Below are 26060 nucleotides of genomic sequence, written 5' to 3' on the forward strand. Positions count from 1 at the left end.
GTCAGACGCGCCAGGCGGAATGGATGGCGGCCACGCCACCCGTCAGCGGCCGGGCCTTGGCCTGGGCGAAGCCCACGGCCTCCAGCCGGCGGCACAGCGCCTCCCGCTCAGGGAAGCGGCGGATGCTTTCCACCAGGTACTGATAGCTGTCGCGGTCGCCCGCCACCACCTGGCCGATGCGGGGCAGCACCTCGAAGGAATAGCGGTCGTACAGTTCCCGCAGGATGGGCAGGTTCACCTGGCTGAATTCCAGGCAGTAGAAGCGCCCACCGGGCTTCAGCACCCGATACGCCTCGGCCAGGGCCTTGTCGATGTGGGTGACGTTGCGCAGGCCGAAGGCGATGGTGTAGGCGTCGACCGAGCGGTTAGGCAGGGGCAGCGACTCGGCATTGCCCACAGTCCACTGTAACCCTCCAGTGGGCAGGCCGCCGCGCGTTTCCGGTGCCTGGTCCCAGCCTGGCATGGACCCCTTGTCGATGCCGCGGTCGCGGCCCACCCGCACCATGGCCTCCGTCAGGTCGCAGATCATGATCCGGGCGGCGGGTGCCTTGGCCGCCATGCGGAAGGCGATGTCGCCCGTGCCGCCGGCCACGTCCAGGATGGTCTCGCCCGCGCGCGGGTTCACCAGGCTGACGAAATCCGCCTTCCACAGCCGGTGGATGCCCACCGACATCAGGTCGTTCATGATGTCATAACGGCTGGCGACGCTGGAGAACACGCCCTGCACCAGCGGCGCCTTCTCCGCCGGATTGATGGCGCGGAAACCGAAGGATCGCGCCTCGCGCTCCTGCGCCGTCAGGGCGTCGGTGGCGGTGGTGTCGGCGGTGAAGGGCGGGGGCGTGGGATGATCGACCATGGCGGCACCATAGCGTCGGGACGGGCGCTTGGGTAGCGGGCTTGGTGGGCAGGCCTGCCCCTAAAAAACGGTAGGGAAAACGGGGCAGGATAAGTGGCTTATCTGTTTGGCCGCCCTAGGCGGAAGGTCAAGCCGCCACCCCCCTTCGGGCGAAATAGCGGGCGGGGGGCTCGCCGAAGGCACGGCGGAACATGGCGATGAAGTTGCTGGGCGTGGCATAGCCCAGGGCGTCCGCCACCTCGGCTACCGCCTCCCCCTTCGCCAGGCGTTCCAGGGCCAGGGTCAGCCGGGCCTGCTGGCGCCACTGGGTCACGCTCAGGCCGGTTTCCGCCGCGAATAGGCGGCGGGCGGTGCGTTCCGACAGGCCGGCGTCGCGCGTCAGCACGTCCAGCGTGCGGTCGTCGTCCGGCGTCTCCAGCAGGCGCAGGGCCAAGCGCAACAGCCGGGGGTCGGTGGGCATGGGCAGGTGCAGCGGTTCATCCGGGGCCAGGCGGACCTCGTCCAGCAGCACGGCCAGCAGCCGCTCCTGCTCCGGCGTCAGCGTCGCCTCCAGCGGCCATTCCGCCACCCGCCGCACCAGGGACTGCAACAGGTCGCTGATGCCCATGACGCAGGGACGATCGGGCAGGCCGGCGCTGGCCTCCGGCGTCAGCAATATACCCCAGCCGAACAGCGCGCCGCTGATGGTCAACTTGTGCATCATGCCGGGCGGTATCCACCCGGCCCGCAGCGGTGGCAGCATCCAGGACCCATGGGCGGTGCGGATATGGATCAGACCGTTGGCGATGCAGAACAGCTGCCCCCGCCGATGGGTGTGCCAGTCGATCTCCCGCGTGCCGATGCGGGTCCGGTCCTCCGCGGAATGGCTGCCCCAGAAGGTCACGACGGGTGGGCCGTCTGTCCGCTCGCACATCTCCAGGAAGGCTTCCTTGGTCATGGGGGCGGTGTCGTGGGCGTGGCGCATGGGCGTTCCAAAGGGCGGATGGCTGGGCGGGCGGCTGGCGATCGGTTTGGCCGTTCCGCATTATTTTTCGTCCGACTGTCGTTATCAAGCTTGTCCTGTTTCACGGTACCGAATCCCCAGTGCGGAGTTTTGGCGGATGGTGACGAGATGGACGGGACGCAGGTGGCGATCATTGGCGCGGGCCTGGGTGGCCTGTGCCTGGCGCAGGCGCTGACGCGCGCCGGTATCGACTGCGTGGTGTATGAGCGGGACGCGGGCGTGGACAGCCGTTCCCAGGGCTATCGTCTGCGCATCGACGCGGACGGTGCCGATGCCCTGGCCCGCTGCCTTTCCCCCACCCTATATGACCTGTTCCGGCGCACCTGCGCCGTGCCCGCCCCACGCACCCGCTTCCTGGACGGTCAGCTGGCGCCGGTGACCGGCCGGGCGCCGGCGGTATGGAGCGCGGCTGATGACGGCGCCCCCCACCGGGAAGCGGCGGGCGACCTTTGCGCCCACCGCCAGACCCTGCGGGAAATCCTGTTGACCGGCGTGGCAGACCGGGTGCGGTTCGGCGCCGCCTTCCAGGCCCTGGCCGAGGGCGCCGACGGCCGGGTTCATGTCGCCTTCGCCGACGGCACGTCGGTGCGGGCCGACTTGGTGGTGGCGGCCGATGGCATCAATTCCGCCGTCCGCCGCCAGCTGATGCCTCAGGCGGAGCCGCTGGACGTGGGCGCCGTCTGCCTTTATGGCCGCACCACCCTGACACCCCAGGTGCGGGCGGCGGTGGGCGACGACCTCTGTGCCGGTACCAGCGTGGTCTTCGCCGACGGCTATGCCGGCATCGTCGAACCCATGCTGTTCGACCCCACGGAGGGCGACCGGGGCGGGCTCAGCCTCGTGGACGACTATCTGTACTGGGCGCTGATCGGCCCCAGGACCCGGTTGATGGGGCGCTTCCCCGGTGCCGCGCCGGCGGTGGTGGCGGATCATCTGGCGCGCGACTGGCATCCCCAGCTGTGCGGCCTGTTCCGGCATGCCGATCCCCGGGACATGGCGCTGCTGCCGGTGCGCAGCGCGCGGCTGGCCCGCACCTGGCCGTGTTGGGCGCCGCGGCCCGTCACCTTCTTGGGCGATGCCATCCATGCCATGAGCCCCGCCGGTGGCCTGGGCGCCAACGTCACGCTGCGCGACGCCGCCGTGCTGGCGGCCAGCCTGTCCCGCATTCCATCGGCCTCGGCGGCAGCGCGGGAGTATGAGGCGGAAATGCGCACCCGTGCCGCCCGCGCCATCCACCTCTCGGAAGTGGGCGCCGCGGCTTTATTTGCGGACGTGTTTTAAGGAGATTGAGAATGAGCCTGTTCGAGATACACGATCTCAGCCGCTTTCCCGTGGTAACGACCCGCCCCGGTACCACCCGGCCTGGCTACGCGCCGCAGTGGGAACGGGAGATGGACGCCCTGCTGGAACGGGGCCTGCCCTTCGTCATCATCATGCGTGATCCCCCGGAGGCGGAGGCGCATGAAGACCGGCGCCTGCGCGGCCTGTGGTTGAAGCGCAACCGCGACGCCCTGGCGGCGTTATGCCGCGCGGTGATCACGGTGGAGCCGAACGCGGTGCGTCGTGCCGCCTTCAAGGCCCAGGCCGTCATGGCGGTCAAGGCCTTCGGCGTGGCGATGGAGGTGGCCGCCACGGCGGATGAGGCTGCGAACCTGGCGACGGCCGCTCTCACCGCCTGATGCGGGGGCCAAGCAGCGGCACGCGGTTTCCCCTCGTGCCGCTGATATGGAAATATCAAGCCGACTTCATGTCCAGGGCGTAGCCGGCCGAGCGCACGGTGCGGATCATGTCCAACTCGGTGTCCTCGTTCAGGGCCTTGCGCAGGCGGCGGATGTGCACGTCAACGGTGCGCGGTTCGACATAGACATCGTGGCCCCAGACGATGTCCAGCAACTGCTCCCGCGAGAACACACGGCCCGGGTGCTGCATAAAGTGGCGCAGCAGGCGGAACTCGGTCGGGCCCAGGTGGATGTCGCGGCTGTTGCGGCGCACGCGGTGGGCCGCCAGGTCCATGCTGATGTCGCCGTAGCGCAGCAATTCCTCGGCCAGCGAGGGCACGGCCCGGCGCAGCACGGCGCGGATGCGGGCCACCAGCTCGGTCGGGCTGAAGGGCTTGGAAATATAGTCGTCGGCGCCGGAGTTCAGGCCGCGCACCTTGTCCGCCTCCTCACCCCGGGCGGTCAGCATGATGATGGGGATTTCGCGGGTCTTGGGGTTGCGGCGCATCTGGCGGCAGACCTCCAGCCCACTCATCAGCGGCAGCATCCAGTCCAGCAGCACCAGGTGCGGCGCCTGCTCGTCGGCCAGTAGCAGCGCTTCCTCGCCGTCGCCGGCGGTCAGCACGCGGAAGCCTTCCTTCTCCAGGTTGTAGCTCAGCAGCGTGACAAGGTCGGCTTCGTCCTCGACGATCAGAACCAAGGGCTTCAACGAGGCGTTCATGGGGTGTCCCTAAAACTGGCTGTCCGGGGTCGGGGTAAGCGGCGGTCAATCTAATCGTTTGCAGGCCCGGGCGTGGAGGGGCCCGGGGAAAGGCTCACAGATCGTCCACGGCGTCGGCGCCGTGCAGACCGCTGCCGTGCAGGTCGACATCGGCCGTGGGGCCGACGACGAAGCTGGACTGGTCATGCTTGGGCCGGACGGAGGTCAGCGTCTGGCCCAGCACCAGGAAGTGGATGGTCTCCGCGATGTTGGTCGCGTGGTCGCCCGCCCGCTCCAGATTCTTGGCGATGAACAGCAGGTGGGTGCAAGGGGTGATGTTGCGCGGGTCTTCCATCATATAGGTCAGGACCTCGCGGAACAGGCTGGTGTACAGGTCGTCCAGCTCTTCATCCCGGTTCCAGGCGTCGATGGCCTTGCCCACGTCGCGATCGATATAGGCGTCCAGCACGTCCTTCAGCATGCTTTCCACCAGCTTGCCCATGCGCGGGATGGCGCTGACGGGCCGGACGGCGGGAAGCTTGGCCAGCGCCATGCTGCGCTTGGCGATGTTGGCGGCATAATCGCCGGTGCGTTCCAGGTCGGCGGAAATCTTCAGGGCGGCCAGGATTTCGCGCAGGTCGCTGCCCACGGGCTGGCGCAGGGCCAGCATGCGCACGGCCTCCTGCTCGATGCCGCGTTCGTAGTCGTCCAGCTGATGGTCGGCCTGCATCACCCGGGCGGCCAGGTCCACGTCGCGGCGCACCACCGCCTGGACGGCGCCATCCACCTGGGCCTCGGCCACGCCACCCATCTGGGTGATCAGGTTGGACAGGCGCTGCAGCTGCTGCTCGAACGACTTAACCGTATGCTCGGCCGGCATTTTCTTACCACCCCACCCCCGGCGGTCCCGGCCGGGGCATGAAAAACGGCGGCCGGCGGGACACATCGCCGGTCGGGCAGGTGGACCATAGCGGCAGGTCGCTATGGAATTGCTACAGATAAACGACAGTTTTGTGACGGCGCATCCGGACAGGTCGCTCCCTGAAACCCATGCTGCCTCAGTGGCTTATCTCATACGGGGGTAGCGCTACCACGGGCATGGCCGGCGCCGGCCCACCCTCAGGCGGCGCCCCGGCCGCCTTCCTGTGACAGATTCGGGGCAGATTGGGGTACGGGCTTTTCCGGTTTCTCCGCCGCCTTTTCCACGCCGGGCAGGTGCACGGTGAAGGTGCTGCCCTTGCCCACCTCGCTGTCGATGGTCAACCGGCCGCGGTGGCGGTTCACGATGTGCTTCACGATGGCCAGGCCCAGGCCGGTGCCGCCCAAGGCGCGGCTGCGGGCGGCGTCTACGCGGTAGAAGCGTTCGGTCAGGCGGGGCAGATGGGTGCGGGCGATGCCCTCGCCCTTGTCGGTCACCGACACCTTGATGCCGGCCACCTTTTGCGGCGCCTGGCGGGCGCGGATGCCGGTGGCGCCCGGTGCCGGCGGCGCCTCCGCGCGTTCGAGCGACACCACCACGTCGGTCTGCTCGCGCCCGTACTTGATGGCGTTGTCGATCAGGTTCTGGAACACCTGGGTCAGCTGGTCCTCGTCCCCCTGCACGCGCGGCAGGTCTTCGCCGCCCTGAACGCGGATGGTGATCTTGCGCGCCGCCGCCTTCAGCTCCAGCATGGCGACCACGCTGTGCACCAGCTGGGCGACATTGGTCTCGCCGGTCGGGTGGGTGTGTTCATCCAGCTCGATGCGCGACAGGGACAGGAGGTCCATCACCAGGCGCGACATGCGGCCGGCCTGTTCCTGCATGATGGCCAGGAAGCGGTCGCGCGCGTCGGCATCGTCGCGGGCGGGGCCGCGCAGCGTCTCGATGAAGCCCACCAGGGTGGATAGGGGCGTGCGCAGCTCATGGCTGGCGTTGGCCACGAAGTCGGCCCGCATCTGTTCCGACCGCTTGATGGCGGTGATGTCGTGCAGGGTGACGATGGCGGTGATCTCATGCTCCGGCACGCCGTCCTCCGCCGCCGGGCGGAAGGGCGTCACCCGCACCTCCAGCACGCGCTCCACCGGCAGGGGCAGGGTGAATTCAACCCGCCGGCTGTCGCCGCCGGCCAGCACGGCGTCCACCGCGGCCAGGACGTCGGGGTTGCGCACGCTGACCGCCAGGTCGCGGTTCAGCATGCGGTCGCCAAACAGGGCGCGGGCGGCGCTGTTGGCGCGGCCCACCTTGCGCTTGTCGTCCACCAGCATCAGGGGGTCGTGCAGGGCCTCCACCACCGCCTCGTCGGCGGCCAGGCGATGCTCGATCTCCTCCCGGTGGCGCAGCCAGTTCTGGTGCAGCTGGGCGATGTCCTCCAGCAGGGCGGCGCCGGTCAGGGTGCGGGCCTGAGGCGGGGGCAGGGGTGTGCGCCGTTCGCGCACCTGGTCCAGGTAGGCGGCGATCAGCCGGCTGTCGCGCAGCACCAGGTGGCGCGCGACGGCGGTCACGGCGGCCACCAGGGCGAAGGCCGCCAGCGCCAGCAGGATGTTGAGCCGCCCGGCGATCACCAGCGCGCCCAGCAGCGCCGCCGTCGGCGCCAGCATCAGCACGGCGATGGCGACAAAACGATCGGGGCGCGTTTCCAAACGACTCATCTCCCAAACCCACCCATGCTGATTCCCGTGACACGGCCAAAACAGGCCAGGTCAAAAGTGCGCCTTCCCGTTCATTGCACCGAACATAGCGCAGGAATGGCGCCAGGAACCCACGTCATGGAAGTTTAATCCCGGGACCCGCCGTTGAGCTATCCCGCTTCATAAGAAAAGGCCACGGCCATCGGGAACTCCCCCGCCAGCCATGGCCTTCTTTTACTTAAGCACCGCCGCCGGCCATGGCCGGCGGCGTATGTATACTGGATACGCTTTTTCCGTCCGCCAGCCGCAATCAGCCTGCCCCCGGTCAGCCTGCGGTGTGCAGGCTGTCGTGGGCCGCCATGACGGCGGCGGTCAGCAGTTCGTTGGACGTGGCGCCCATCTGCACGATCTGCGCCGGCTTCTCCAGGTTGATCAGCAGCGGGCCGATCAGCGTGCCGCCGCCCATCTTCTGCAGCAGCTTGGCGCCGATGTTGGCGGTGTGCAGCGCCGGCATGATCAGCACGTTGGCCGGGCCGGACAGGCGACTGAACGGGTACAGGCGCTTCATCAGGTCGTGGTCCAGGGCCACGTCCACCGACATCTCGCCCTCATACTCGAAGTCGGCGCCCCGCTGGTCCATCAGGGCCACGGCGTCGCGCACATGCTGCGCCCGCTCCCGCATCGGCTGGCCGAAGTTGGAGAAGGACAGGAAGGCCACGCGGGGCTCATGCCCCATCTGGCGGGCCATGCGGGCCGCCCCCTCGGCGATGCAGACCAGCTGCTGGGCGGTCGGGCGCTCATGCACCGTGGTGTCGGCGATGAACACCGTCTGCTTGCGCAGCGCCAGCACCGACAGGCCGAAGGCGGGCGCGCCCTCGCGCGGGTCGATGACGTGGCCGATCTCCTCGTACGAGGTGAAGAAGTCGCGGGTCAGGCCGGTGACCACGGCGTCGGCGTCGCCCAGCGCCACCATGCAGGCGGCGAAGACGTTGCGGTGCTGGTTCACCAGGCGCTGGCAGTCCCGGTGCAGCATGCCCTTGCGCTGCAGGCGCGCGTACAGGAAGTCGGTGTAGCGCTGGTTTTCCGTGGACTGGTACAGGCGGGCGTTGCGCACCTCCAGCGGCGCGCTGCCCTGGGGCAGGCCCAGGGCGGCCATCTGGTCCGCCACCACCTTCTCACGGCCGATCAGGATGGGCGTGCCATAGCCGGCCGAGCGGAAGGCCAAGGCGGCGCGGATCGTCCGCTCCTCCTCACCCTCGGCGAAGACGACGCGGCGGGGGTTGGCCTTCACCTTGTCGAAGATCTGCTGCAGGCTGTCGGCGGTGGGGTCCAGGCGCAGGCGCAGGGCCCGGCCATAGGCCTCCATGTCCGTGATGGGGCGCTTGGCGACGCCGGTGTCCATGGCCGCCTGGGCCACGGCCGCCGGCACCTTCACGATCAGGCGCGGGTCGAAGGGCACGGGGATGATGTATTCCGGGCCATAGCGCAGGCGCCGCCCGGAATAGGCGGCATCGACCTCATCCGGCACGTCCTCGCGCGCCAGCTCGGCCAGCGCGTTGACGGCGGCGATCTTCATGGCGTCGTTGATGGTGCTGGCCCGCACGTCCAGCGCGCCGCGGAAGATGTAGGGGAAGCCCAGGACGTTGTTCACCTGGTTGGGATAGTCGGACCGCCCGGTGGCGACGATGGCGTCGTCACGCACCGACTTCACCTCTTCCGGCGTGATTTCCGGATCGGGGTTGGCCATGGCGAAGATGATGGGCTTGGGCGCCATGGTGGCCACCATCTCGGCCGTCAGCGCCCCCTTGACCGACAGGCCCAGGAACACGTCGGCGCCCTTGACCGCCTCGGCCAGGGTGCGGGCGTCGGTGGTGATGGCGTGGGCCGACTTCCACTGGTTCATGCCGTTGGTGCGGCCCTGGTAGACGACGCCCTTGGTGTCGCACAGGGTCACGTTCTCATGCGGCACGCCCATGGACTTGATCAGTTCCACGCAGGCGATGGCGGCCGCACCGGCGCCGTTCACCACCAGGCGGGCGTCGGTCATGCCGCGGCCGGTCAGGTGCAGGGCGTTGATCAGGCCGGCGGCGGCGATGATGGCGGTGCCGTGCTGGTCGTCGTGGAAGACGGGAATGTCCATCAGTTCGCGCAGGCGCTGCTCGATGATGAAGCAGTCGGGCGCCTTGATGTCTTCCAGGTTGATGCCGCCGAAGCTGGGCCCCAGGTAGCGCACGGCATTGATGAACTCATCCACGTCGCGGGTGTCGACCTCCAGGTCGATGCCATCGACGTCGGCGAAGCGCTTGAACAGGACGGCCTTGCCTTCCATGACCGGCTTGGAGGCCAGCGCCCCCAGGTCACCCAGGCCCAGCACGGCGGTGCCGTTGGAGATGACGGCCACCAGGTTGCCCTTGGCGGTGTAATCGTAGGCCGTGGCCGGGTCCTCATGGATGCGCAGGCACGGCACCGCCACACCCGGCGAATAGGCCAGCGCTAGGTCGCGCTGGGTCGTCAAGGGCTTGGTCGGCGTGACTTCCAGCTTGCCCGGGCGGCCGCTGGCGTGCAGTTGCAGGGCCTCGGCGTCGGTGACGCGCTTCTCGGTATCAGCCATACGTTCTCTCTCCACCGCGTTTACGGGCTGGTCTTCGCCGGCCCTTTGATTGCCGGGCCGGTCGGTGCCGGCCCTTGTGATTATTGCGCGCGATGGTAGCTGAGCGATCCGGGCGGGGTCACGGGCAAATCCGCCCCCGACCTCTGTTCCGCGGGCGGGGCTGCAATCGCGGCAGGTCGGGGGCGGCGCCGGGATGCGTGCGGGGGCGCGCATCCACATGGTCCCGCCCAATCGGGGCTGGCGGGGCCGGGCGTCGCGGGGGCGGCGGTTTGGGGCAGGACCGCCCCCGTGACATACCTTTTACGGCCGCCAACCTTGGATCCAGTCTGCGGCCCGCCTAGATTTTATTCGGCACCCTCGCCGACAGGGCATTGCCCATGGTCCGTATAAGGGGTCATGTATGCTCTTCGCGACATAGACGTCCCGGCTCACTCTTCAGGGGAACTGATGGACGAATCTGTCCAGCCGCAGCCGCGCGAGGGCACGGCTTCGGCTTCCGCCACCGCCCCATACGGGGGCAACCCGGCCGGCACCTTGAGGGGGCTGGGGCCGGAGCCGGGTGACGACGCCCTGCTGGCCCGCATCGCCCAGGGGGACCGGCAGGCCTTCGCCCTGCTGGCCGCCCGCCACGCGCCCAAGGCCATGAAACTGGCCCAGCGCGTCCTGGGCAACGCGGCCGATGCCGACGAGGTGGTGCAGGAGGCGATGCTGCGGGTGTGGACGGGGGCCAAGAACTGGATCCCCGACGGTCGCGCCCGCTTCTCCACCTGGTTGCATCGGGTGGTGGTGAACTTGTGTGTGGACCGGCGCCGGCGTCCCGCCTTCGCCGGCTTGGACGGAATACCGGAGCCGCCCGACCCGACGCCATCCGCGGTGAATGTGATGGCGCGGCAACAGACGGCCAAATTGGTGTCGCAGGCCTTGGCGGAGCTGCCGGAACGGCAGCGGTTGGCCGTCACGCTCTGCTATTACGAGGAGCGCAGCGCCGCCGACGCCGCGCAAATCCTGTCCCTCTCTGTTTCGGCGGTTGAGTCGCTGTTGGCCCGGGCCCGGCGCGCGTTGCGGGCGCGCCTGTCCGGTGTGGTTCAGGATACGGGTGAGGTCTAGGGGGTTGGTCATGGCTGACAGGGAATGGTCCACGGTCGACGTGGAAGATATCGCGGCATTGACGGCCGTGTACGGCGGCAACCCTGCCCGCTGGCCGGCGGATCGCCGGGCCGCGGCGGTGCGCGCGCTGGCCATGGACGGTGCCGCGCATGAGCTGGTGGTGAACGAGGCGCGGCTGGACGCCCTGTTGTCCATGGTGGCGGAGCCGGAGATTTCCGGCGCCCGGGTGGACAGCGTGGTGGCCGGCGCCCTGGCGCGGCTGGACGCGGTGACCGCGCCGGCGGCGGCCAAGGCCGCGCCGCGCAAGCTGGACACCTTCCTGCCCTCACCTTTCGACCTGGTGCGTACGGCCTTGTCGTGGCTCAGCGTGCGGGCGCCGCAGGCCGGGTGGTTGGCGGGCGCCACGGCGGCGGGTATCCTGGTGGGCGTCATGACCATGCCGTCCGCCACGCTGCCCGCCACGGAGACCACGACGGCCCAGGCCGGCGCCACGGTGGAGACGGCGCAGGCCGACGTCACGGACATGCCCAGCCTGCTGTTCACCTCCTACACCGTGGAGACCCACGCCCAATGAGTGTGTTTTCCAGCCGGTGGCGTGGGCCCCTGCTCATCGCGTCGGTCGGTGTGAACCTGTTCCTGGCCGGCACCTTCGTCCCCCATCTTCTACGGCACCACGAGGTGGGGCCGGAGCGTGGGCCGGCGCCGGGCCTGAACTACCGGCCGCGTCCGCTGTCCGACATCCTGCCGCCGGCGGACGCCGAGCTGCTGCAGAAGGCCATGGCGCCCGACCGCGCCGACTTCCAGGCATTGGAGAAGCAGGCCCGGGAAAGCTGGGCCGAAATCCAGCCCTTGCTGGCGGCTGAGCCCTTCGACACCCAGGCCTTCGCCGCGGCCTTGCGCAAGGTGGCGGACAGCCGCCGTGCCTTCGAGGCGTCGCGTCAGTCGGCCCTGGTCGATGCCCTGTCCCGGATGTCGCCCGAAGGCCGCAAGAAGCTGTCGGAGATGAAGGCCCCCTTCATCCTGGGCGGTATGCATGGCCCCCGTCCGGACGGGCGCGGGCCGGATGGGCGTGGGCCTGACGGACACGGTCCCGATGGACGGGGGCCGGGCGGGCCGGGATGGCCGGACGGCCGCTTCGATCATCCACCCTTCCCCGACGGCCCGCCCCCGCCGCCCGATGAGGGGTCGGACGGGCCGGGCCCAGCCGGCAGTCCGGCGGCGAATCCGGCGGCCACGCCGCACAACGACGGCGGCATTCCCCTGACGCCGCGGGCGCCCACCGCGACCCCGGTGACCCCACACTGACAGGCGCGGCCTTTGATCGCGGCGGTCAAAGGCCGCTTTCGTCAGGCGACGGCGCTGTGCGTGGCGGTCGGCTGGCCGCCCAGCCATTCGACTAGCCAGCGGTCCAGCATCTCCGCCGCCTCTTCCGCGTTGTCCCGCAGGCGGATGGCCAGGGCGCGCTGGATTTCGGGGTGGTCGTCGCGCAGGGCCTGCTGCGCCCGGCGGGCGTCGGCCGACAGCCCCGTCAGGCCCACGTTGGCGGCCACGCCATAAAGGGTGTGGGCGGCCTGGCCCGCGCCTGGCAGGTCGCCACCCGACACCTTTTCCAGGAAGCGTTCCGCCGTCTCCACCAGGGTGCGGGCGGTGATGGCGATGAATTCCGGCATGTCATGAGGCCCGATGGCCTGGGCGACGGTGTCCATCTGGCGCATGTCCAGCTGGGCCGCGCCTTCCGTCGCCGGCTCCTCCGGCCAGACCCGCGCGCCACGCGCCACCCACGCCTGGTGCATGGCTTCGACCAGCGCCTCCGGCCGCAGGGGCTTGGTGACGAAGCCGTCCATGCCCGCCGCCAGGCAGCGGCCGCCGTCGGCGGCGTCGGTGTTGGCGGTGGTGGCCACCACCGGCACCTGGGCGCGCGTGGCGTCGGGCAGGGCGCGGATGCGGCGCGCGGCCTCCAGCCCGTCGATGCCGGGCAGCTGCATGTCCATCAGCACCAAGTCGAAGCGGCCGCGGGCCACCAGCCGGACGGCGGCGGCGCCGTCGGCGGCCACGGTGACCTTGTGTCCCCGCGCCCGCAGCAGGGCGTCCAGCACCACCTGGTTGGCGGTCACATCCTCCACCACCAGCACCGCCAGCGGCGGCAGGGCGATGGCGTTGGCCTGGGGGGCCATCGCGCCGGTGGCGGTGCCCGCTTCCGGTTCCGCCGTGGGGATGGTGAACCAGAAATGGCTGCCATCCCCCGGCCGGCTGTGGAAGCCGATCTCCCCGCCCATGGCTTGAACCAGCTGTTTGGCGATGGCCAGGCCCAGGCCGCTGCCGCCGTAGCGGCGGGTGACCTCGGCGCTGGCCTGGCCGAAGGTCTCGAACAGTCGGCCCTGCGCCGCCTCCGGCACGCCGACGCCGGTGTCGGACACGATGATGCCGAACTGAAGCCGGCCGTCGGCCAGGCGGTCGGCCGACGCGCTGATGCGCACCCAACCGCGCTCCGTGAACTTGATGGCGTTGCCCACCAGGTTCAGCAGCACCTGACGCAGGCGCAAGGGGTCGCCCATCAGGCGTTCGGGGAAGCCGGGGCCCTTGCGGATTTGCAGGTCCAGCCCCTTTTCCGCGGCGCGGCCGGCCATCAGGTTGCGCACGCCGTCCAGCAGCGGACCGGTGTCGAAGGCCGTCCGCTCGATCTCCAGCTTGCCGGCCTCGACCTTCGACAGGTCCAGCACGTCGTTCAGGATGGCCAGCAGGGATTCGCCGGATTCATGCACGGTGCGGACATAGTCGCGCTGGCGCATCGACAGGCCCGTTTCCAGCAGCAGCTGGGTCAGGCCCAGGATACCGGTCATCGGGGTGCGGATTTCATGGCTCAGCGTCGCCAGGAAGCCGGACTTGGCGCCGTTGGCCTGGTCGGCGGCCCGCTTGGCCGCCGTCAGGTCCAGCTGCAGTTCCAGCATGTGCCGCATACGCAGGCAGGTCTGCCGCCCCATGCGGTAGAGGAACACGGGATAGAGCAGGCTGCTCAGGACCAGGGCCAGGCCCGGCGCGTCCGCCTGGGTGCCAGCGCGGGGGCCTGCCAGGGCGGTGCCCGTCAGGACCAGCAGCGCCAGCGCGGGCGGCACCAGTTGCAGCCGCAGCACCAGGGGATGCGGGGCGGTGCCGCTGGTGCGCAGGGCCATGGCCGCCCCCAGCACCAGGATCAGGAAAAAGCGGCCGGCCATGTGGTCGCCCGGCCAGGCGAATAGGGGCAGCAAGCTCCACACCACCGAGGGCAGCAGGCGGGCGGTGGCCAGCAGCCGCAGCCAGGGGCGGGAATCGGTCACGTGGTCGGCCTGGGCCAGGAAACGATGAAGGGTCAGCTGTGACACGCCTACCGTCGCGACCGACAGCAGGGCCCAGGCGGCGACGGCGGGCCAGGGCGCCCAGGTGGCGGCACCGCCAGCCACCACCACCGTCAGCACCGGCACCAGCCACGCGTCCTCGCGATGATTCAGGGCCATCAGGATCAGCTGGCCCAGCTCGATCAGCTGCCCACGCGGCACGGATTCGGCGCGGCGGCCCAGGGCTTCCAAGGGGTCGGCACGGTGGCCGCCAGAGGGCGGACGCCCCACCAGCGGGCGGTCCCATCGCCGCAATCCCCGTTTCAAGCGCCGCACGTCCGGTTACCCCGTAGTCCGATCCGGATCGATCCGCCGGCTTTGGCGCCGGCGATTCCACTGCCAACTGGGGGCGGGTATCGACTTGCTCCTGATCCGGTGCCGACCAGGACCCTGTCCCCGCGCGGACTGTACGACGGCGGTGAGAATCGGCCAATCATATTTGCGAATGGGCCGCGCAATTATCGGACAGACAAAATTCCTAAAATTTTACAATTCGGTCCGGTACCATTCTGCCCGCGCCCCGGGGCATAAGTGGAACCCGGGTATTGGATGGATCAATCCACGATTGCTGTCCCCCACTTGTCACGCCGGTGCGGAGAAATGGGATGAAGCTCGGCAGAAGACGCCTTTTTTCTTGCATTACAGGGCTCAAGAGCCCGAAGAATTCGCAGGGGACGGAAAATTGAATCGGCCTGACAGGCCGTGGTAACCATTAGTCCGTTGAGAACTTACGGCCGGTGCAAACCGTTTGCCGTGCCGGGACCCGCGGGGTCATAATCCGGTCTCTTGCAGGGGGCAGGGTGGCATGTTTCGGAAGGTGATGGGCTGGATCGCCGGCAAGGGGGATGATGCGTCCGCCTCGCCGGATGCTCTCCTTCCCACCAACGGGCCTGACGGCAACGGGCCCCAGGGGGAAACGTCCGGGCGGGACGCATCGCATGGATCCGGGGCGCCCGGCCAAGCGGGCGCCGGGGCGGAGCCTGCGCGCATGGACATTGCTCGACCCGATGGGGGCCGATCCGATGGGGGCCGCAGCCCCGTCTTCTCTTCCCGCGCCGTGCGTGACGCCGCTGTCGTCACCTCCGCCATTGAGACCATCCGCCGCTATGTCGCGGGCGAGGAGCAGGCCGAAGGCCTGACCCGCAAGCTCCAGTCGCTGTCGACCGAGCAATTCGGCTTCCTGCAGATCAGCATCGATCCAGCCCTCACCGCCAAGGCGCTCGACCGGGTGGGGGAACCGCGCTCCGCCGCCGCCACCGTGCTGCGCCGCCTGCTGACCGATGTCAGCGATGGCGTCAGGGGGCCGAATGAAACCCCGGCCGTCTCCCCGGCGCCCGCACCGGCCCCCGCCGTCCGGACGGAGGCGGAGATGTCTCCAGCGCCGGCGCCCATCGCCCCGCCGGCGCCGCCCAGTGCCACCGTGGGCACCGCCCCCCTGTCGGTCCCCGTCAAGCCGGCCCCGGCCGCTGCGGTCGCGGCCCAACACGCGCCCGGGCCGCAGCCTTCACGCGCCGGGCCGCTGTTCACCAGCCTGGCATCCAAGGGTCGCGACGCTTCGGCCGGCCAGGCCGAGATGCGGACCGTGCCCACGCCCACCCCCCGCGTGCCGGGTGCCATGTCGCTCCGCGCCGCGCCGCCCACGCCCGTGCGCCCATCGGCCGTCGCCGGGCCGCTGCCGGCCCGGCCCCTGTCCACGCCCAGCCAGCCGGTGCCGCCCGGGGTCGCAGCCCCTGTTGTCACCGTGCCAGGGGCGATCCGCATGGCATCCGCCCCGGCCACAGCGGCCCGGGTGACGCTGCATTCGTTCACGTCGAAGCCGGCCCAGCCGGCGCCGGTGGTACCCGTCCCGCCCGCGCCCCCGCCCCCGTCCCCCGTGGCGGAGACGGTCGAGGCGCCGTCGCTGGTGACGCCGGTGGTGGTGCAGACTCCGCCCCAGGCCTCCTCCGATGCACCGGTGCCGCCGCCCCAGCCCCCGGTGTCGCGGCGCCCGGCCGCGGCCGTGCCGCGTCTACCACGCGAACAGGCGGACAAGCGCCGTGCCCGTCTGCTAGAAGCCATTGCCGGCGATCTCTAGACGCCAATCCCTTTTCCCCGACCCTCGTGAGCGATGCCATGACCGACGAGCACCGTGACGCCCCAGGCCCCGATGGCGACGCCGGTCCGGGTACCCATAGCCCGGCCCCCGGTGCGCCCGCCGCTGATGCGCCGGCCGGCGATGCGCCCATCGTGGACGCCGAGGTCGTGACGCCGGCTGTGCAGGAAGGGGGCGCACGGGAAGGTGAGGTCGAAGAGGGCGTCGACCCCTTCGACTATGCGGAATCCATCGTCCGTGACTTGGCGCTGCACGTCGGCAGCCGGTTGCGCGATTTGCGTAACGATCTGACGGCCATGCATTCCGCCGTCGTTTCGCTGCCGGAAACGATGTGCATCAACGCCCTGGGGCAGTCCATCCAGGAACTGCGTGAACGTGTGGCGCACCTGACGGGGGTGGTCAGCCATCATGCCGGCCGTCCGGCGGAAGAGGCGGAGCGCCTATCCCGGGGCATGGGCGAGCTGAAGCACACCCTGGATGATGTGACCCAGCGCGTGGGCGTCCTAGAAAATTGGCTCAGCCACGCCAAAGCAGTGAACGGCGTGCGCCTGCCCGACCTCCCCCCCGGCCCTCTGCCGGAACAGCTCAGCGGCCTGGTCGACCACCTGCATGAATCGCTGCTGCGCGTGGTCAACGCCGTGCGCACCACCCAGTTGGACGTGCGCGACCTGCGCGACCAGGTGAGGGGTGGCCTCCCCGCCCTGCCGCCGCCCACCGTTGGCGAGGCCAAGGCCTCGGACACCGCCAGGGCGGCCGGCGACGCCGGCACCGTCCAGGCCTTGGCCGGTCGACTCGACGCCGTGGAGGAAAAGCTGCGCCGTGCGCCCACGTCCGCCCCGGCGGACCGGGCCGACAGCGGTACCGCCGGCCTCGCCTCCCTGGTGTTCGGCGCCTGGCCCAGCCTGATGCGGCCCACAGGGGCGGAGGCGCTGGCCCAGGCTGTGGCCTCGGTCCTGGATAGCGTAAAGCACATCCTGGGGGGCACCGTGCAACTGCCGCGGACGCCGCAGGACGGTGGCCTGGTGGCGGTAGCCACGGGCCGGCACCGGGGCATGCCGCTGGCCATCCTGGTGGGGGTTGAGGATCTGGTGGGCCGCCACTGGGTGTTGGGGGACGAGGGCGACACCCTCAGCGACAGCGGCTTCCCCCGCGTCTCCACCCTGCGCGGTTTGATGAACGCGGCCGCGCTGGTGGAAAAAAGCCGGCCCGGCACCCTGGCCGTCTCCATCCTCATCTACGGCAACGGCGTCATCAGCCAGGCGCCGACGCGCGACGCCCTGGCCACCCTGGCCCAGGCCGCCGGCATCCCCGGCGCGGCCGGTCGCACCCTGCTGGTGGCGGCGGGCGACCTGACGGCGGCCGGCCTGCTGCCCGTATCCGAAGTGGGGGGGGCCGTCAGCGACCTGCAGTTTGATTGAGGGACGGGATGGGCGAAGATGGCTGGCTGTCTTTCGCTCACCAACGTCGACGACATAAGAAGCGGCGGGCCTATGCAGCTATCGCTGCGTTCCTAGGCATCGAGGCGCTCCTGCTGGTGGGAGCTGCTATCGCATGGAAATCGCTGTTCGGCGACTGGCCCGCGATGCGCCTCATCTATTGGCTTGTCCTTGGTATCGCCGCTTTGGGGATGGCAATCAGCCGGTTCCTGCCTTTGTTTCCCCTACCTGGCAAGACGCCGGAGGAAGCCGCGGCGGACAGGTTTTTCAAAGGCCGGCCGCACTGATCGCAGCCGTAGAAAAAGGGGCGCTACCCAGCCGGGTGGCGCCCCTTTTCCTTTTGGCCCCGGCGTTCCGAAGAACCGCCGGGGCCGATATCACGCCTTACGCAGCGGGCCTTACTCGGCGGCCTGCGGCTGGTTCAGCATGTTGCGCAGCACGTACTGCAGGATGCCGCCGTGCTTGAAGTAATCGACCTCGTCCAGGGTGTCGATGCGGCACAGCACCGGCACGGTGTCGACCTTGCCATCCGCGCGGGTGATGGTCAGGGTCAGGTCCATGCGGGGCTTCAGGCCGGCCTCGACGCCGGTGATGTCGATGACCTCGGTGCCGTCCAGGCCCAGGGTCTTGCGGCTGGCACCGTCCTTGAACTGCAGGGGCAGAACGCCCATGCCCACCAGGTTGGACCGGTGGATGCGCTCAAAGCTCTCGGCCACCACGGCGCGGACGCCCAGCAGGCGGGTGCCCTTGGCCGCCCAATCGCGGGACGAGCCGGTGCCGTATTCCTGGCCGGCGAAGACCACCAACGGCGTGCCGTCGGCCTGGTACTTCATGGCGGCGTCGTAGATCGACATGACGTCGCCGGTGGGGATGTACTTGGTCACGCCGCCTTCGACGCCGGGCACCATTTCGTTCTTGATGCGGATGTTGGCGAAGGTGCCGCGCATCATGACTTCGTGGTTGCCGCGGCGGGCGCCGTAGCCGTTGAAGTCCACCGGCTCCACGCCGTGGCCGATCAGGTAGGTGCCAGCGGGGCTGGTCTTCTTGATCGAACCGGCGGGGGAGATGTGGTCGGTGGTGATGCTGTCGCCCAGGATGGCCAGCGGACGGGCCTTCTTCACGTCATGCACCGCACCGGGGGTGGTGGTCATGCCCTCGAAGATCGGCGGCAGCTTCACATAGGTGCTGTCGTCTTCCCACTTGTAGGTCAGGCCGGTGGCGGTCTCGATGGACTGCCACTGCTGCGGGCCCAGGAACACGTTGGCGTAGCGCGAGCGATACATCTCCGGCGTCAGGGACTTGGAGATGGCGTCCTCGATTTCGGCGCTGCTCGGCCAGATGTCCTTCAGGAAGACGTCCTTGCCGTCCTTGCCCTTGCCCAGCGGCTCGGTGGTCAGGTCCTTGCGCAGGGTGCCGGCCAAAGCGTAGGCCACGACCAGCGGCGGGGAGGCCAGGTAGTTGGCCTTCACCTGCGGGTTCACCCGGCCTTCGAAGTTGCGGTTGCCCGACAGGACGGAGCAAGCCAGCAGATCGTTGGCGTCCACCGCGGCGCCGATGGCGTCGGGCAGCGGGCCGGAGTTGCCGATGCAGGTGGTGCAGCCGTAGCCGACCAGGTTGAAGCCCAGCTTGTCCAGGAATGGGGTCAGGCCGGCGGCGTTCAGGTAATCGGTCACGACCTGGCTGCCGGGGGCCAGCGAGGTCTTCACCCACGGCTTCGTGGCCAGGCCGGCCTCGACCGCCTTTTTGGCCAGCAGGCCGGCGGCGACCAGCACGTTGGGGTTGGAGGTGTTGGTGCAGCTGGTGATGGCCGCGATCACCACGTCACCGTGGTCGACCGTGAAGTCCTCACCGGCGACCTTGGCCGGATTGCTGGCGGGCTTGCCGGCATAGTCCTTGGCGAACACGCCCTCGAACTCGGTCTTGGCGTTGGACAGCAGCACGCGGTCCTGTGGGCGCTTCGGGCCGGCCAGCGAGGACTCGACGCTGTTCAGGTCCAGTTCCAGGGTGTCGGTGAACACCGGCTCGGGGCTGTTGGCGTCGCGCCACATGCCCTGGGCCTTGGCGTAGGCCTCCACCAGGGCGACGCGGTCGGCGTCACGGCCGGTGAAGTTCAGGAAGCGGATGGTCTCGGCGTCGATCGGGAAGATGCCGCAGGTGGCGCCGTATTCCGGGGCCATGTTGGCGATCGTCGCGCGGTCGGCCAGGGTCAGGGCGTCCAGGCCGGGGCCGAAGAACTCCACGAACTTGCCCACCACGCCCTTCTTGCGCAGCATCTGGGTGACGGTCAGCACCAGGTCGGTCGCCGTGGCGCCTTCCTTCAGCTTGCCCGTCAGGCGGAAGCCGATGACCTCCGGGATCAGCATGGAGATGGGCTGGCCCAGCATGGCCGCCTCGGCCTCGATGCCGCCCACGCCCCAGCCCAGCACGCCCAGGCCGTTCACCATGGTGGTGTGGCTGTCGGTGCCGACCAGGGTGTCGGGGTAGGCGACGGTGGCGCCGGTCTGGTCGCCGTCGGTCCACACGGTCTGGGCCAGGTACTCAACGTTCACCTGGTGGCAGATGCCGGTGCCGGGCGGCACGACGCGGAAGTTGTTGAAGGCCTTCTGGCCCCAGCGCAGGAAGGCGTAGCGTTCGCCGTTGCGCTGGAATTCGACATCGACGTTCTTCTGGAAGGCGTCGGGGCCACCGAAATAGTCCACCATCACCGAGTGGTCGATGACCAGGTCGACGGCGGTCAGCGGGTTGATGCGCTCCGGCTTGCCACCCAGGCCAACCATGGCCTCGCGCATCGCGGCCAGGTCGCACACGGCGGGAACGCCGGTGAAGTCCTGCATCAGCACGCGGGCGGGGCGGTAGGCGATCTCACGGTCGCTGTGGCGGTCGACCAGCCACTGGGCGGCGGCCTTCACGTCGTCGACGCTGACGGTGCGGCCGTCCTCGAAGCGCAGCAGGTTCTCCAGCAGCACCTTCAGGCTGTAGGGCAGGCGGGACAGGTCGCCCAGGCCGGCTTCCTCAGCCGCCTTGAGGCTGAAGTAGTCATAGCTCTTGCTGCCGACGCTCAGGCTGCGGCGGGTTTTCAGCGTGTCGTGACCGGTGATCGTGGACACAGGAGTGGCCTCCTAGGGGAAGGGGATGGTACCGCGCCGCCGGCACCCTTCAGCGGGTGTCATGGCCAACGATGCGGACGGCCATTCCGACACCCTTCGCGACGCCCCCTTATGAAACCCTTATGAAATAAGAATACCGGGCTGGGGACGTGCGTAATCGAAGGTTTGCGCGGAAAGGCGCGCGCGCGAGGTTTACCGCTTTTTGCGCCTGCGATCAAATGCCCGGACGGTTGCGGCGGGGGCGACATCGCATGCCTCCCCTGCCGAGATTCCCCGGCCATGTTGACGGAACAACCTGGAAGCCCGCTACCGCCGCCGGGCGGCCCCTGCTGCCGGGCATCAAATGCGGCGGATCAGGTCAATCAGGGGCTGGGCGAAGGGGGCCACCTCCGTGCCGCCGTCCCAGATCATATGGCACGCGACATAGGCGATGATGGCCAGGCCGATGTAGGAGATCCAGAAATAGCGGGACAGCAGGCGGGCGATCAGGGTGGCGGCCGCACCCATCAGGGCAACGGACAGCACCAGGCCCAGCACCATGACCCAGGTGTGGTCCTCGGCGGCGCCTGCCACGGCCAGCACGTTGTCCAGCGACATGGAGACGTCGGCCAGGGCGATCTGGCGGATGGCCGTGCCCACGCTTTTGCCTGCCAGGGACGGCATATGGGCCTCATGCCCCTCCGCCTGCTCCTTGCCGTGCTGGCGCAGCTCGCGCCACAGTTTCCAGCACACCCACAGCAGCAGGATGCCGCCGGCCAGGGTCAGCCCGATGATGTCCAGCAGGCGGGTGGCCAGCAGGGCGAAGCCGATGCGCATCAGCACGGCCACGCCGATGCCCCAGAAGATGACCTTGCGGCGCTTCTCCACCGGCACGCCGCTGGCCGCCATGCCCACCACCAGGGCGTTGTCCCCCGCCAGGACGAGGTCGATCAGCAACACCTGGATCAGGGCGGTCAGTTCAGCGAGCAGCATGGGGGAAGGCAGCCGTTCCGGTCATGGATCGACCCTTCATAACACGGCTGCGGCATAAGCGCGCGCCGGATCGCATGCCGTCCGTCGCCGGACCGGGAGCGCAACGGCCCAAGTCACCGCGCGCTTTACCTGGCGTGGTTGCGGTGCCGTTCAGAAACGACCGGGGGTGGTGAAGTGTATTTTGGATAAAATACGGCCCGCACACTTCAAGAAGTGGCGGGCCGAGAGTTTTGGCAGTTGGGTCCTGCTCTGTGATACAGGACACATTACCTAAAGCTCATGGCGTAAAAGATGTCAAGCAATGAACCGGTAGCAAAAGGATATGTATTCTTTTACGCGACGCCGCGTTTTCAAATCCTTTCCTAAGATCGTAGCTCATTACCCAAATGATGAACGGATTAATTCATATAATCCGAACCTGTGGTTGGGGTTGATTTGGCAACCTTGACAGGCTTCAGCGTCGCGAAATTAGGCTAAACGCCTCTCAGGAAAAGAAAAAGAAGATGCGGGCAAGATGCGGGGGCACACGCCTCCCGGGAACCTGAAACTAGGCTATGGGGGTAGTCTCGTTGCGGCTGGCCGACCACGCCCCGGGCTGCCGTGGGGCGTTGGCGGACGAAGGGCACATGCCAGCTGGCGCCAGCCCGCGCAGGACGGCTGCGCAAAAACGCCGGGCCGCCAGACTCGGAAAAGCGAGCGGCGGCCCGGGGAGGGCATCAACCGGGTACCGGAGCCGCCGAGCCCCGTCCGGTACAATCGGTCAGTTGATCAGTGCGCTTCGCCGCCGCGCGGACGGCCGGGGTCCACCAGGGTGCCGGTGGCGTCGAACTGAACCATCTCGGCGATGTTGGTGGCCAGATCCCCTACGCGCTCCAGGTTCTTGGCGATGAACTGCAGGCTGGTGCAGGCCTCGATCAGGCTGGCGTCCTTGGCGACGAAGGCGAAAATCTCCTGCGTCACGCCGGCGTGCATGTCGTCCAACTCCGCGTCACGGCGCCAGACTTCGGCGGCCAACGCGGTGTCGCGGCGGGTGAAGGCCTCGATGGCGCCGGCCAACTGCTTGCGCGCCAGATCCGACAGGCGGCCGACCGAGGCGGTGGCGCTGATGGTGGGGACGCTGTTCAGCACCAGGGCGCGCTTGGCCATGTTCTTGGCATAGTCGCCGACGCGTTCTAGCGCGTTGGCGGCCTTCAGGGCGGCCAGGGTGTGCCGCAGGTCGATGGCCATGGGATGCCGCAGGGCTAACAGGCGGATGATCAGGCTTTCGACCTCATGCTCCAGCGCATCCAGCACTTGGTCCTGCGCCACGGTCTCGCGCGCCAGCGCGTCGTCGCGGTCCAGCACGGCGCGGGTCGCCTGCTGCAGCTGTTGCTCGGCCCGGCCGCCCATTTCCGCCAGCAGCGCGTCCAGGCGCTGCAGTTCGTTTTCGTAGGAGGTGACGATGTGACGGGGCAACTGCTCGGACATGGGCGGTGCATCCAGCGAGGGGTGGAAACCAGGGTGGCGCCACCATACCGTCATCATATTGCAATCGTGCGACCGTGCGTCGCAGGGAATGGCAATTCCGCGCCCAGTTGGACGTTCGTCAGACCGATGATGCGGGGATGATGGGAAGGATGGTGCCCCAAGTCGGATTTGAACCAACGGCCTACCGCTTACGAAGCGGTTGCTCTACCACTGAGCTATTGGGGCGCCCCTTGGAATGGAGGGGGGTATTAGCAGACCGAAACGCGGATGGCAACAGCGCGGTGAGGTTTTGAGTCTATTTAGTTTGCCTCAGGCGCCGGCGGGGCATCCGCCCCTTGGCTGTCCTCGATTTCCAGTCCGCTACGCTCCCCGGAAATCTCCGGCGGACGCGGTCGCGTCCTTGTCGCTACGCTCCAGGTGCGCGCGTCTGGCCAGGTGCGCCCGCCTGATTGGGGCGCATGAGGCCTAGTTCCATGGGAACTGGGCCAGGCCGCGACCGCGGCCGCCGCAGCGAGCACCGAAGGGCGCAGCGAGGAAGCCTAGCGGCCGGATGGCCGCGCCCGGCGCTTGAGGGAATCTAGCCAGCCTCGGAGAGGATGGCGTCCAAAAACGTCGCGCCGTAGCGCTCCAGTTTGCGCACGCCCACGCCGGGCAGCAGGCCCAGGCCGGTCAGGTCGCGGGGGCGGCTGATCACCATTTCCATCAGCGTGCTGTCGTGGAAGATGACGTAGGGCGGCACACCCTGGGCCTTGGCCAGTTCCAGGCGCACGGCCTTCAGCTTGTGCCACAGCTTGTCGTCGGGCGGGGCCAGCGAGGGGCCCGCGCGTCCGCTGCCGGCACGGCCGCCGCCGCGGCGCGCGTCGCCCGACAGCACGGCCCGGTCGCGGCGCAGGCGCACCGTCTCCTGCCCCTTCAGCACCGATGCCGCCTGGTCGGTCAGCATCAGGCCGCCGTGGCCCTCCGGATCGGCCGTCAGGTGGCCCAGCGCCACCAGCTGGCGGAACACCGTCTGCCAGTCGCCCTTGGAAATTTCAGCACCACAGCCGAAGGTCTTCAGCTGGTCATGGCCGAAGCGCACCACCTTCTCGGTGGCGCCGCCGCGCAGCACGTCGATCAGGTGGCCCACGCCGAACTTCTGGCCGGTGCGGTAGACGGCCGACAGCGCCTTTTGCGCCGCCACCGTGCCGTCCCAGGTTTCCACCGGTTCGAAGCAGGTGTCGCAGTTGCCGCAGTTGCCGGGATGCTCCTCCCCGAAATAGGTCAGCAGCACCTGGCGGCGGCAGTGGGCGGTCTCGCAGAAGCCCAGCAGGGCGTCCAGCTTGCGCCGCTCCGTCCGCTTGTGCTGGGCGCTGCTGTCCGAGGCGTCCATCATCTGGCGCAGCATGACCACGTCCTGCAGGCCGTACAGCATCAGGGCGTTGGCGGGCAGGCCATCACGGCCGGCGCGGCCGGTTTCCTGATAATAGGCCTCCAGGCTCTTGGGCGCGTCCATGTGCACGACGAATCGGACGTTGGGCTTGTCGATGCCCATGCCGAAGGCGATGGTTGCCACTACCACCACGCCCTCGCCCTTGATGAAGCGGTCTTGGTTCGCCTGGCGCACCGACGCGTCCAGACCGGCGTGGTAGGGTAGGGCGTCCAGGCCCTGTTCCTTCAGCCAGTCGGCCAGCGCTTCCACCCGGGCGCGCGACAGGCAATAGACGATGCCCGCGTCCTCCGCGTGGTGGCGGCGAATGAAGTCCAGCAACTGCCGGCGCTCATTATCCTTGGGCGCCACGCGATAGGTGATGTTGGGCCGGTCGAAGCTGGAGACGAACTGCCGCGCCTCGCCCAGGGCCAGGCGCTCCACGATGTCCGCCTGGGTCTGCGCGTCCGCCGTGGCGGTCAGCGCGATGCGCGGCACGGTGGGGAAGCGCTCGTGCAGCACCGACAGCTGCAGGTATTCCGGCCGGAAGTCGTGGCCCCACTGGCTGACGCAGTGCGCCTCGTCCAGGGCGAACAGGCTGATGCGCGACCGATCCAGCAGTTCCAGGAAGCGCGGGGTGACCAGCCGCTCCGGCGCCACGTACAACAGGTCCAAATCGCCGCGCTCGCACGCACGCTCCACGTCCAGCGCCTCGCGCCAGTCCAGGGTGGAGTTCAGGTAGGCGGCGCGCACGCCGGCCTGGCGCAGCGTGTCCACCTGGTCGCGCATCAGGGCGATCAGGGGGCTGACGACGATGGCGACACCCGGCCGGGCCAGCGCCGGGATCTGGAAGCACAGCGACTTGCCGCCGCCGGTGGGCATCAGCACCAGGGCGTCGCCGCCCTGGATGACGTGGGTGATGATGTCTTCCTGGTTGCCGCGGAAGGCGGAATAGCCGTAGACGCGCTTCAGGATGTCCCGTGCCGTCGCCACCGGGTCCCGCGCGCCCTGCGGCGCCTCATCCTCCGGCCAGTCGCTGTGGATGATGCTGGGCTCCGGCGCGTCGGCATAATGGTCGGGCACGAAATCACCGGCCTCCGGATGCCCGGAGTCATGAAAGCCGGCATCCGGATAACCGGTATCCGGAAAATCAGGCTCCTGATCGAACAGGCTGGCGGAAAGGGGCCGGGCGTGGGACATGACGGCTCTGGGGCATGGCCCGCCGTAAGGCGCAGGCAGGGGCCAGGGATAGCGGTGCGGAGCTAGGATAGGCCCATATCTAGGGGGGCTGCGGGGTCGCTGTCCACTGCTTCCTGTGGCCTTCGCCATCATGACCGGAACATCGCGGGAACGCCGGCGGTTTAAGGGGGGACCGCCCGGCGCGGGACCGCCGTCCTTCTTTTTGAGGAGAGGCCAGGATCACGAGACGGCTTGAAGAAATCGGTCTTCCATTGCGAGAATGTGACCGGTATCGTTCGCCCCCTTCATTAAGGGCCTTTTCATCCTTACCTACGTAGGATAAGGGACGAGGCGTAGTTGAATGGCCGCCTACCCCCTCGGATATAGGTCCGGGGCCGGCAGTTGGGTAAGCGGCGCGCCTGGGGCCGC

19 protein-coding genes and 1 tRNA gene are annotated in these 26060 nt (G+C 68.9%); 8 read left to right on the forward strand and 12 right to left on the reverse strand.

The genetic code is table 11. The annotated features are described in order from the left end of the window. Position 1: 1 nt before the first annotated feature. Positions 2-856 (reverse strand): class I SAM-dependent methyltransferase, encoded by an 855-nt coding sequence (locus tag FBZ88_RS18845; RefSeq protein WP_246138743.1) that lies wholly within the window; start codon positions 854-856, stop codon positions 2-4. A gap of 127 nt (positions 857-983) precedes the next feature. After that, positions 984-1820, reverse strand: a complete 837-nt coding sequence (locus FBZ88_RS18850; protein WP_145618726.1) for an AraC family transcriptional regulator — start codon at positions 1818-1820, stop codon at positions 984-986. A gap of 147 nt (positions 1821-1967) precedes the next feature. Between FBZ88_RS18850 and FBZ88_RS18855 the strand changes: the two genes are divergently transcribed. Both FBZ88_RS18855 and FBZ88_RS18860 read left to right on the forward strand, forming a co-directional pair. Next, complete coding sequence (locus FBZ88_RS18855) at positions 1968-3140, forward strand: FAD-dependent oxidoreductase (protein ID WP_145618727.1); 1173 nt, start codon at positions 1968-1970, stop codon at positions 3138-3140. An 11-nt stretch (positions 3141-3151) separates the two neighbouring features. Next, the gene (locus FBZ88_RS18860) at positions 3152-3538 is read left to right on the forward strand and encodes a hypothetical protein (RefSeq protein WP_145618728.1); all 387 of its coding nucleotides are present in this window, start codon (positions 3152-3154) and stop codon (positions 3536-3538) included. 55 nt (positions 3539-3593) lie between these two features. Here the strand turns inward: FBZ88_RS18860 and phoB are convergent, their stop codons facing one another. The 4 genes from phoB to FBZ88_RS18880 form a co-directional block, all read right to left on the reverse strand. Then, positions 3594-4298, reverse strand: coding sequence for a phosphate regulon transcriptional regulator PhoB (gene phoB, locus FBZ88_RS18865; protein WP_004272237.1), 705 nt, complete (start codon positions 4296-4298; stop codon positions 3594-3596). 94 nt (positions 4299-4392) lie between these two features. Next, the gene (gene phoU / locus FBZ88_RS18870) at positions 4393-5157 is read right to left on the reverse strand and encodes a phosphate signaling complex protein PhoU (protein ID WP_145618729.1); all 765 of its coding nucleotides are present in this window, start codon (positions 5155-5157) and stop codon (positions 4393-4395) included. A 239-nt stretch (positions 5158-5396) separates the two neighbouring features. Then, positions 5397-6905, reverse strand: a complete 1509-nt coding sequence (locus tag FBZ88_RS18875) for an ATP-binding protein (RefSeq protein WP_145618730.1) — start codon at positions 6903-6905, stop codon at positions 5397-5399. A gap of 304 nt (positions 6906-7209) precedes the next feature. Then, positions 7210-9495 (reverse strand): NADP-dependent malic enzyme, encoded by a 2286-nt coding sequence (locus tag FBZ88_RS18880; protein ID WP_145618731.1) that lies wholly within the window; start codon positions 9493-9495, stop codon positions 7210-7212. Positions 9496-9942: 447 nt separating this feature from the next. Here FBZ88_RS18880 and FBZ88_RS18885 point away from each other — a divergent pair, with 447 nt between their 5' ends. The 3 genes from FBZ88_RS18885 to FBZ88_RS18895 are packed head-to-tail and all read left to right on the forward strand — an operon-like array spanning position 9943 to position 11907. Continuing rightward, a complete protein-coding gene (locus FBZ88_RS18885) occupies positions 9943-10602 on the forward strand; it encodes an RNA polymerase sigma factor (RefSeq protein ID WP_145618732.1) in 660 nt (219 codons plus the stop codon). A gap of 10 nt (positions 10603-10612) precedes the next feature. Continuing rightward, positions 10613-11176, forward strand: coding sequence for a hypothetical protein (locus FBZ88_RS18890; protein ID WP_145618733.1), 564 nt, complete (start codon positions 10613-10615; stop codon positions 11174-11176). Continuing rightward, on the forward strand, positions 11173-11907 hold the full coding sequence (locus FBZ88_RS18895; protein ID WP_145618734.1) for a periplasmic heavy metal sensor: 735 nt from the start codon (positions 11173-11175) through the stop codon (positions 11905-11907). Before FBZ88_RS18890 ends, FBZ88_RS18895 begins: the two co-directional genes overlap by 4 nt. A gap of 41 nt (positions 11908-11948) precedes the next feature. Here the strand turns inward: FBZ88_RS18895 and FBZ88_RS18900 are convergent, their stop codons facing one another. Continuing rightward, positions 11949-14228 carry an ATP-binding protein gene (locus tag FBZ88_RS18900; protein ID WP_145618735.1) on the reverse strand — a complete coding sequence of 760 codons (2280 nt, stop codon included), beginning with the start codon at positions 14226-14228 and terminating at the stop codon, positions 11949-11951. Between the two features lie 733 nt (positions 14229-14961). Between FBZ88_RS18900 and FBZ88_RS18905 the strand changes: the two genes are divergently transcribed. Genes FBZ88_RS18905 through FBZ88_RS18915 form a run of 3 tightly spaced genes read left to right on the forward strand, consistent with a single transcriptional unit; the run spans position 14962 to position 17788 of the window. Next, positions 14962-16047 (forward strand): hypothetical protein, encoded by a 1086-nt coding sequence (locus FBZ88_RS18905; protein ID WP_145618736.1) that lies wholly within the window; start codon positions 14962-14964, stop codon positions 16045-16047. 38 nt (positions 16048-16085) lie between these two features. Next, on the forward strand, positions 16086-17483 hold the full coding sequence (locus FBZ88_RS18910) for a hypothetical protein (RefSeq protein ID WP_145618737.1): 1398 nt from the start codon (positions 16086-16088) through the stop codon (positions 17481-17483). Between the two features lie 8 nt (positions 17484-17491). Further along, positions 17492-17788: a hypothetical protein gene (locus FBZ88_RS18915; protein ID WP_145618738.1), complete on the forward strand. Its 297-nt coding sequence runs from the start codon at positions 17492-17494 to the stop codon at positions 17786-17788. A gap of 111 nt (positions 17789-17899) precedes the next feature. Here FBZ88_RS18915 and acnA read toward each other — a convergent pair whose 3' ends face one another. The 5 genes from acnA to recQ all read right to left on the reverse strand — a co-directional run bounded on the left by acnA (position 17900) and on the right by recQ (position 25652). Continuing rightward, entirely contained in the window at positions 17900-20608 is a 2709-nt protein-coding gene (acnA, locus tag FBZ88_RS18920) for an aconitate hydratase AcnA (RefSeq protein WP_145618739.1), read from the reverse strand. A 339-nt stretch (positions 20609-20947) separates the two neighbouring features. Continuing rightward, positions 20948-21580, reverse strand: coding sequence for a TerC family protein (locus FBZ88_RS18925; RefSeq protein ID WP_145618740.1), 633 nt, complete (start codon positions 21578-21580; stop codon positions 20948-20950). A 768-nt stretch (positions 21581-22348) separates the two neighbouring features. Beyond that, a complete protein-coding gene (gene phoU, locus FBZ88_RS18930; RefSeq protein WP_186464482.1) occupies positions 22349-23047 on the reverse strand; it encodes a phosphate signaling complex protein PhoU in 699 nt (232 codons plus the stop codon). Positions 23048-23197: 150 nt separating this feature from the next. Continuing rightward, positions 23198-23272 (reverse strand) — tRNA-Thr (locus tag FBZ88_RS18935). 352 nt (positions 23273-23624) lie between these two features. Beyond that, complete coding sequence (gene recQ / locus FBZ88_RS18940) at positions 23625-25652, reverse strand: DNA helicase RecQ (protein WP_145618742.1); 2028 nt, start codon at positions 25650-25652, stop codon at positions 23625-23627. Positions 25653-26060 lie beyond the last annotated feature (408 nt).

It is taken from the genome of Nitrospirillum bahiense (assembly GCF_007828025.1).
In the GTDB taxonomy this organism is placed as follows: domain Bacteria; phylum Pseudomonadota; class Alphaproteobacteria; order Azospirillales; family Azospirillaceae; genus Nitrospirillum; species Nitrospirillum amazonense.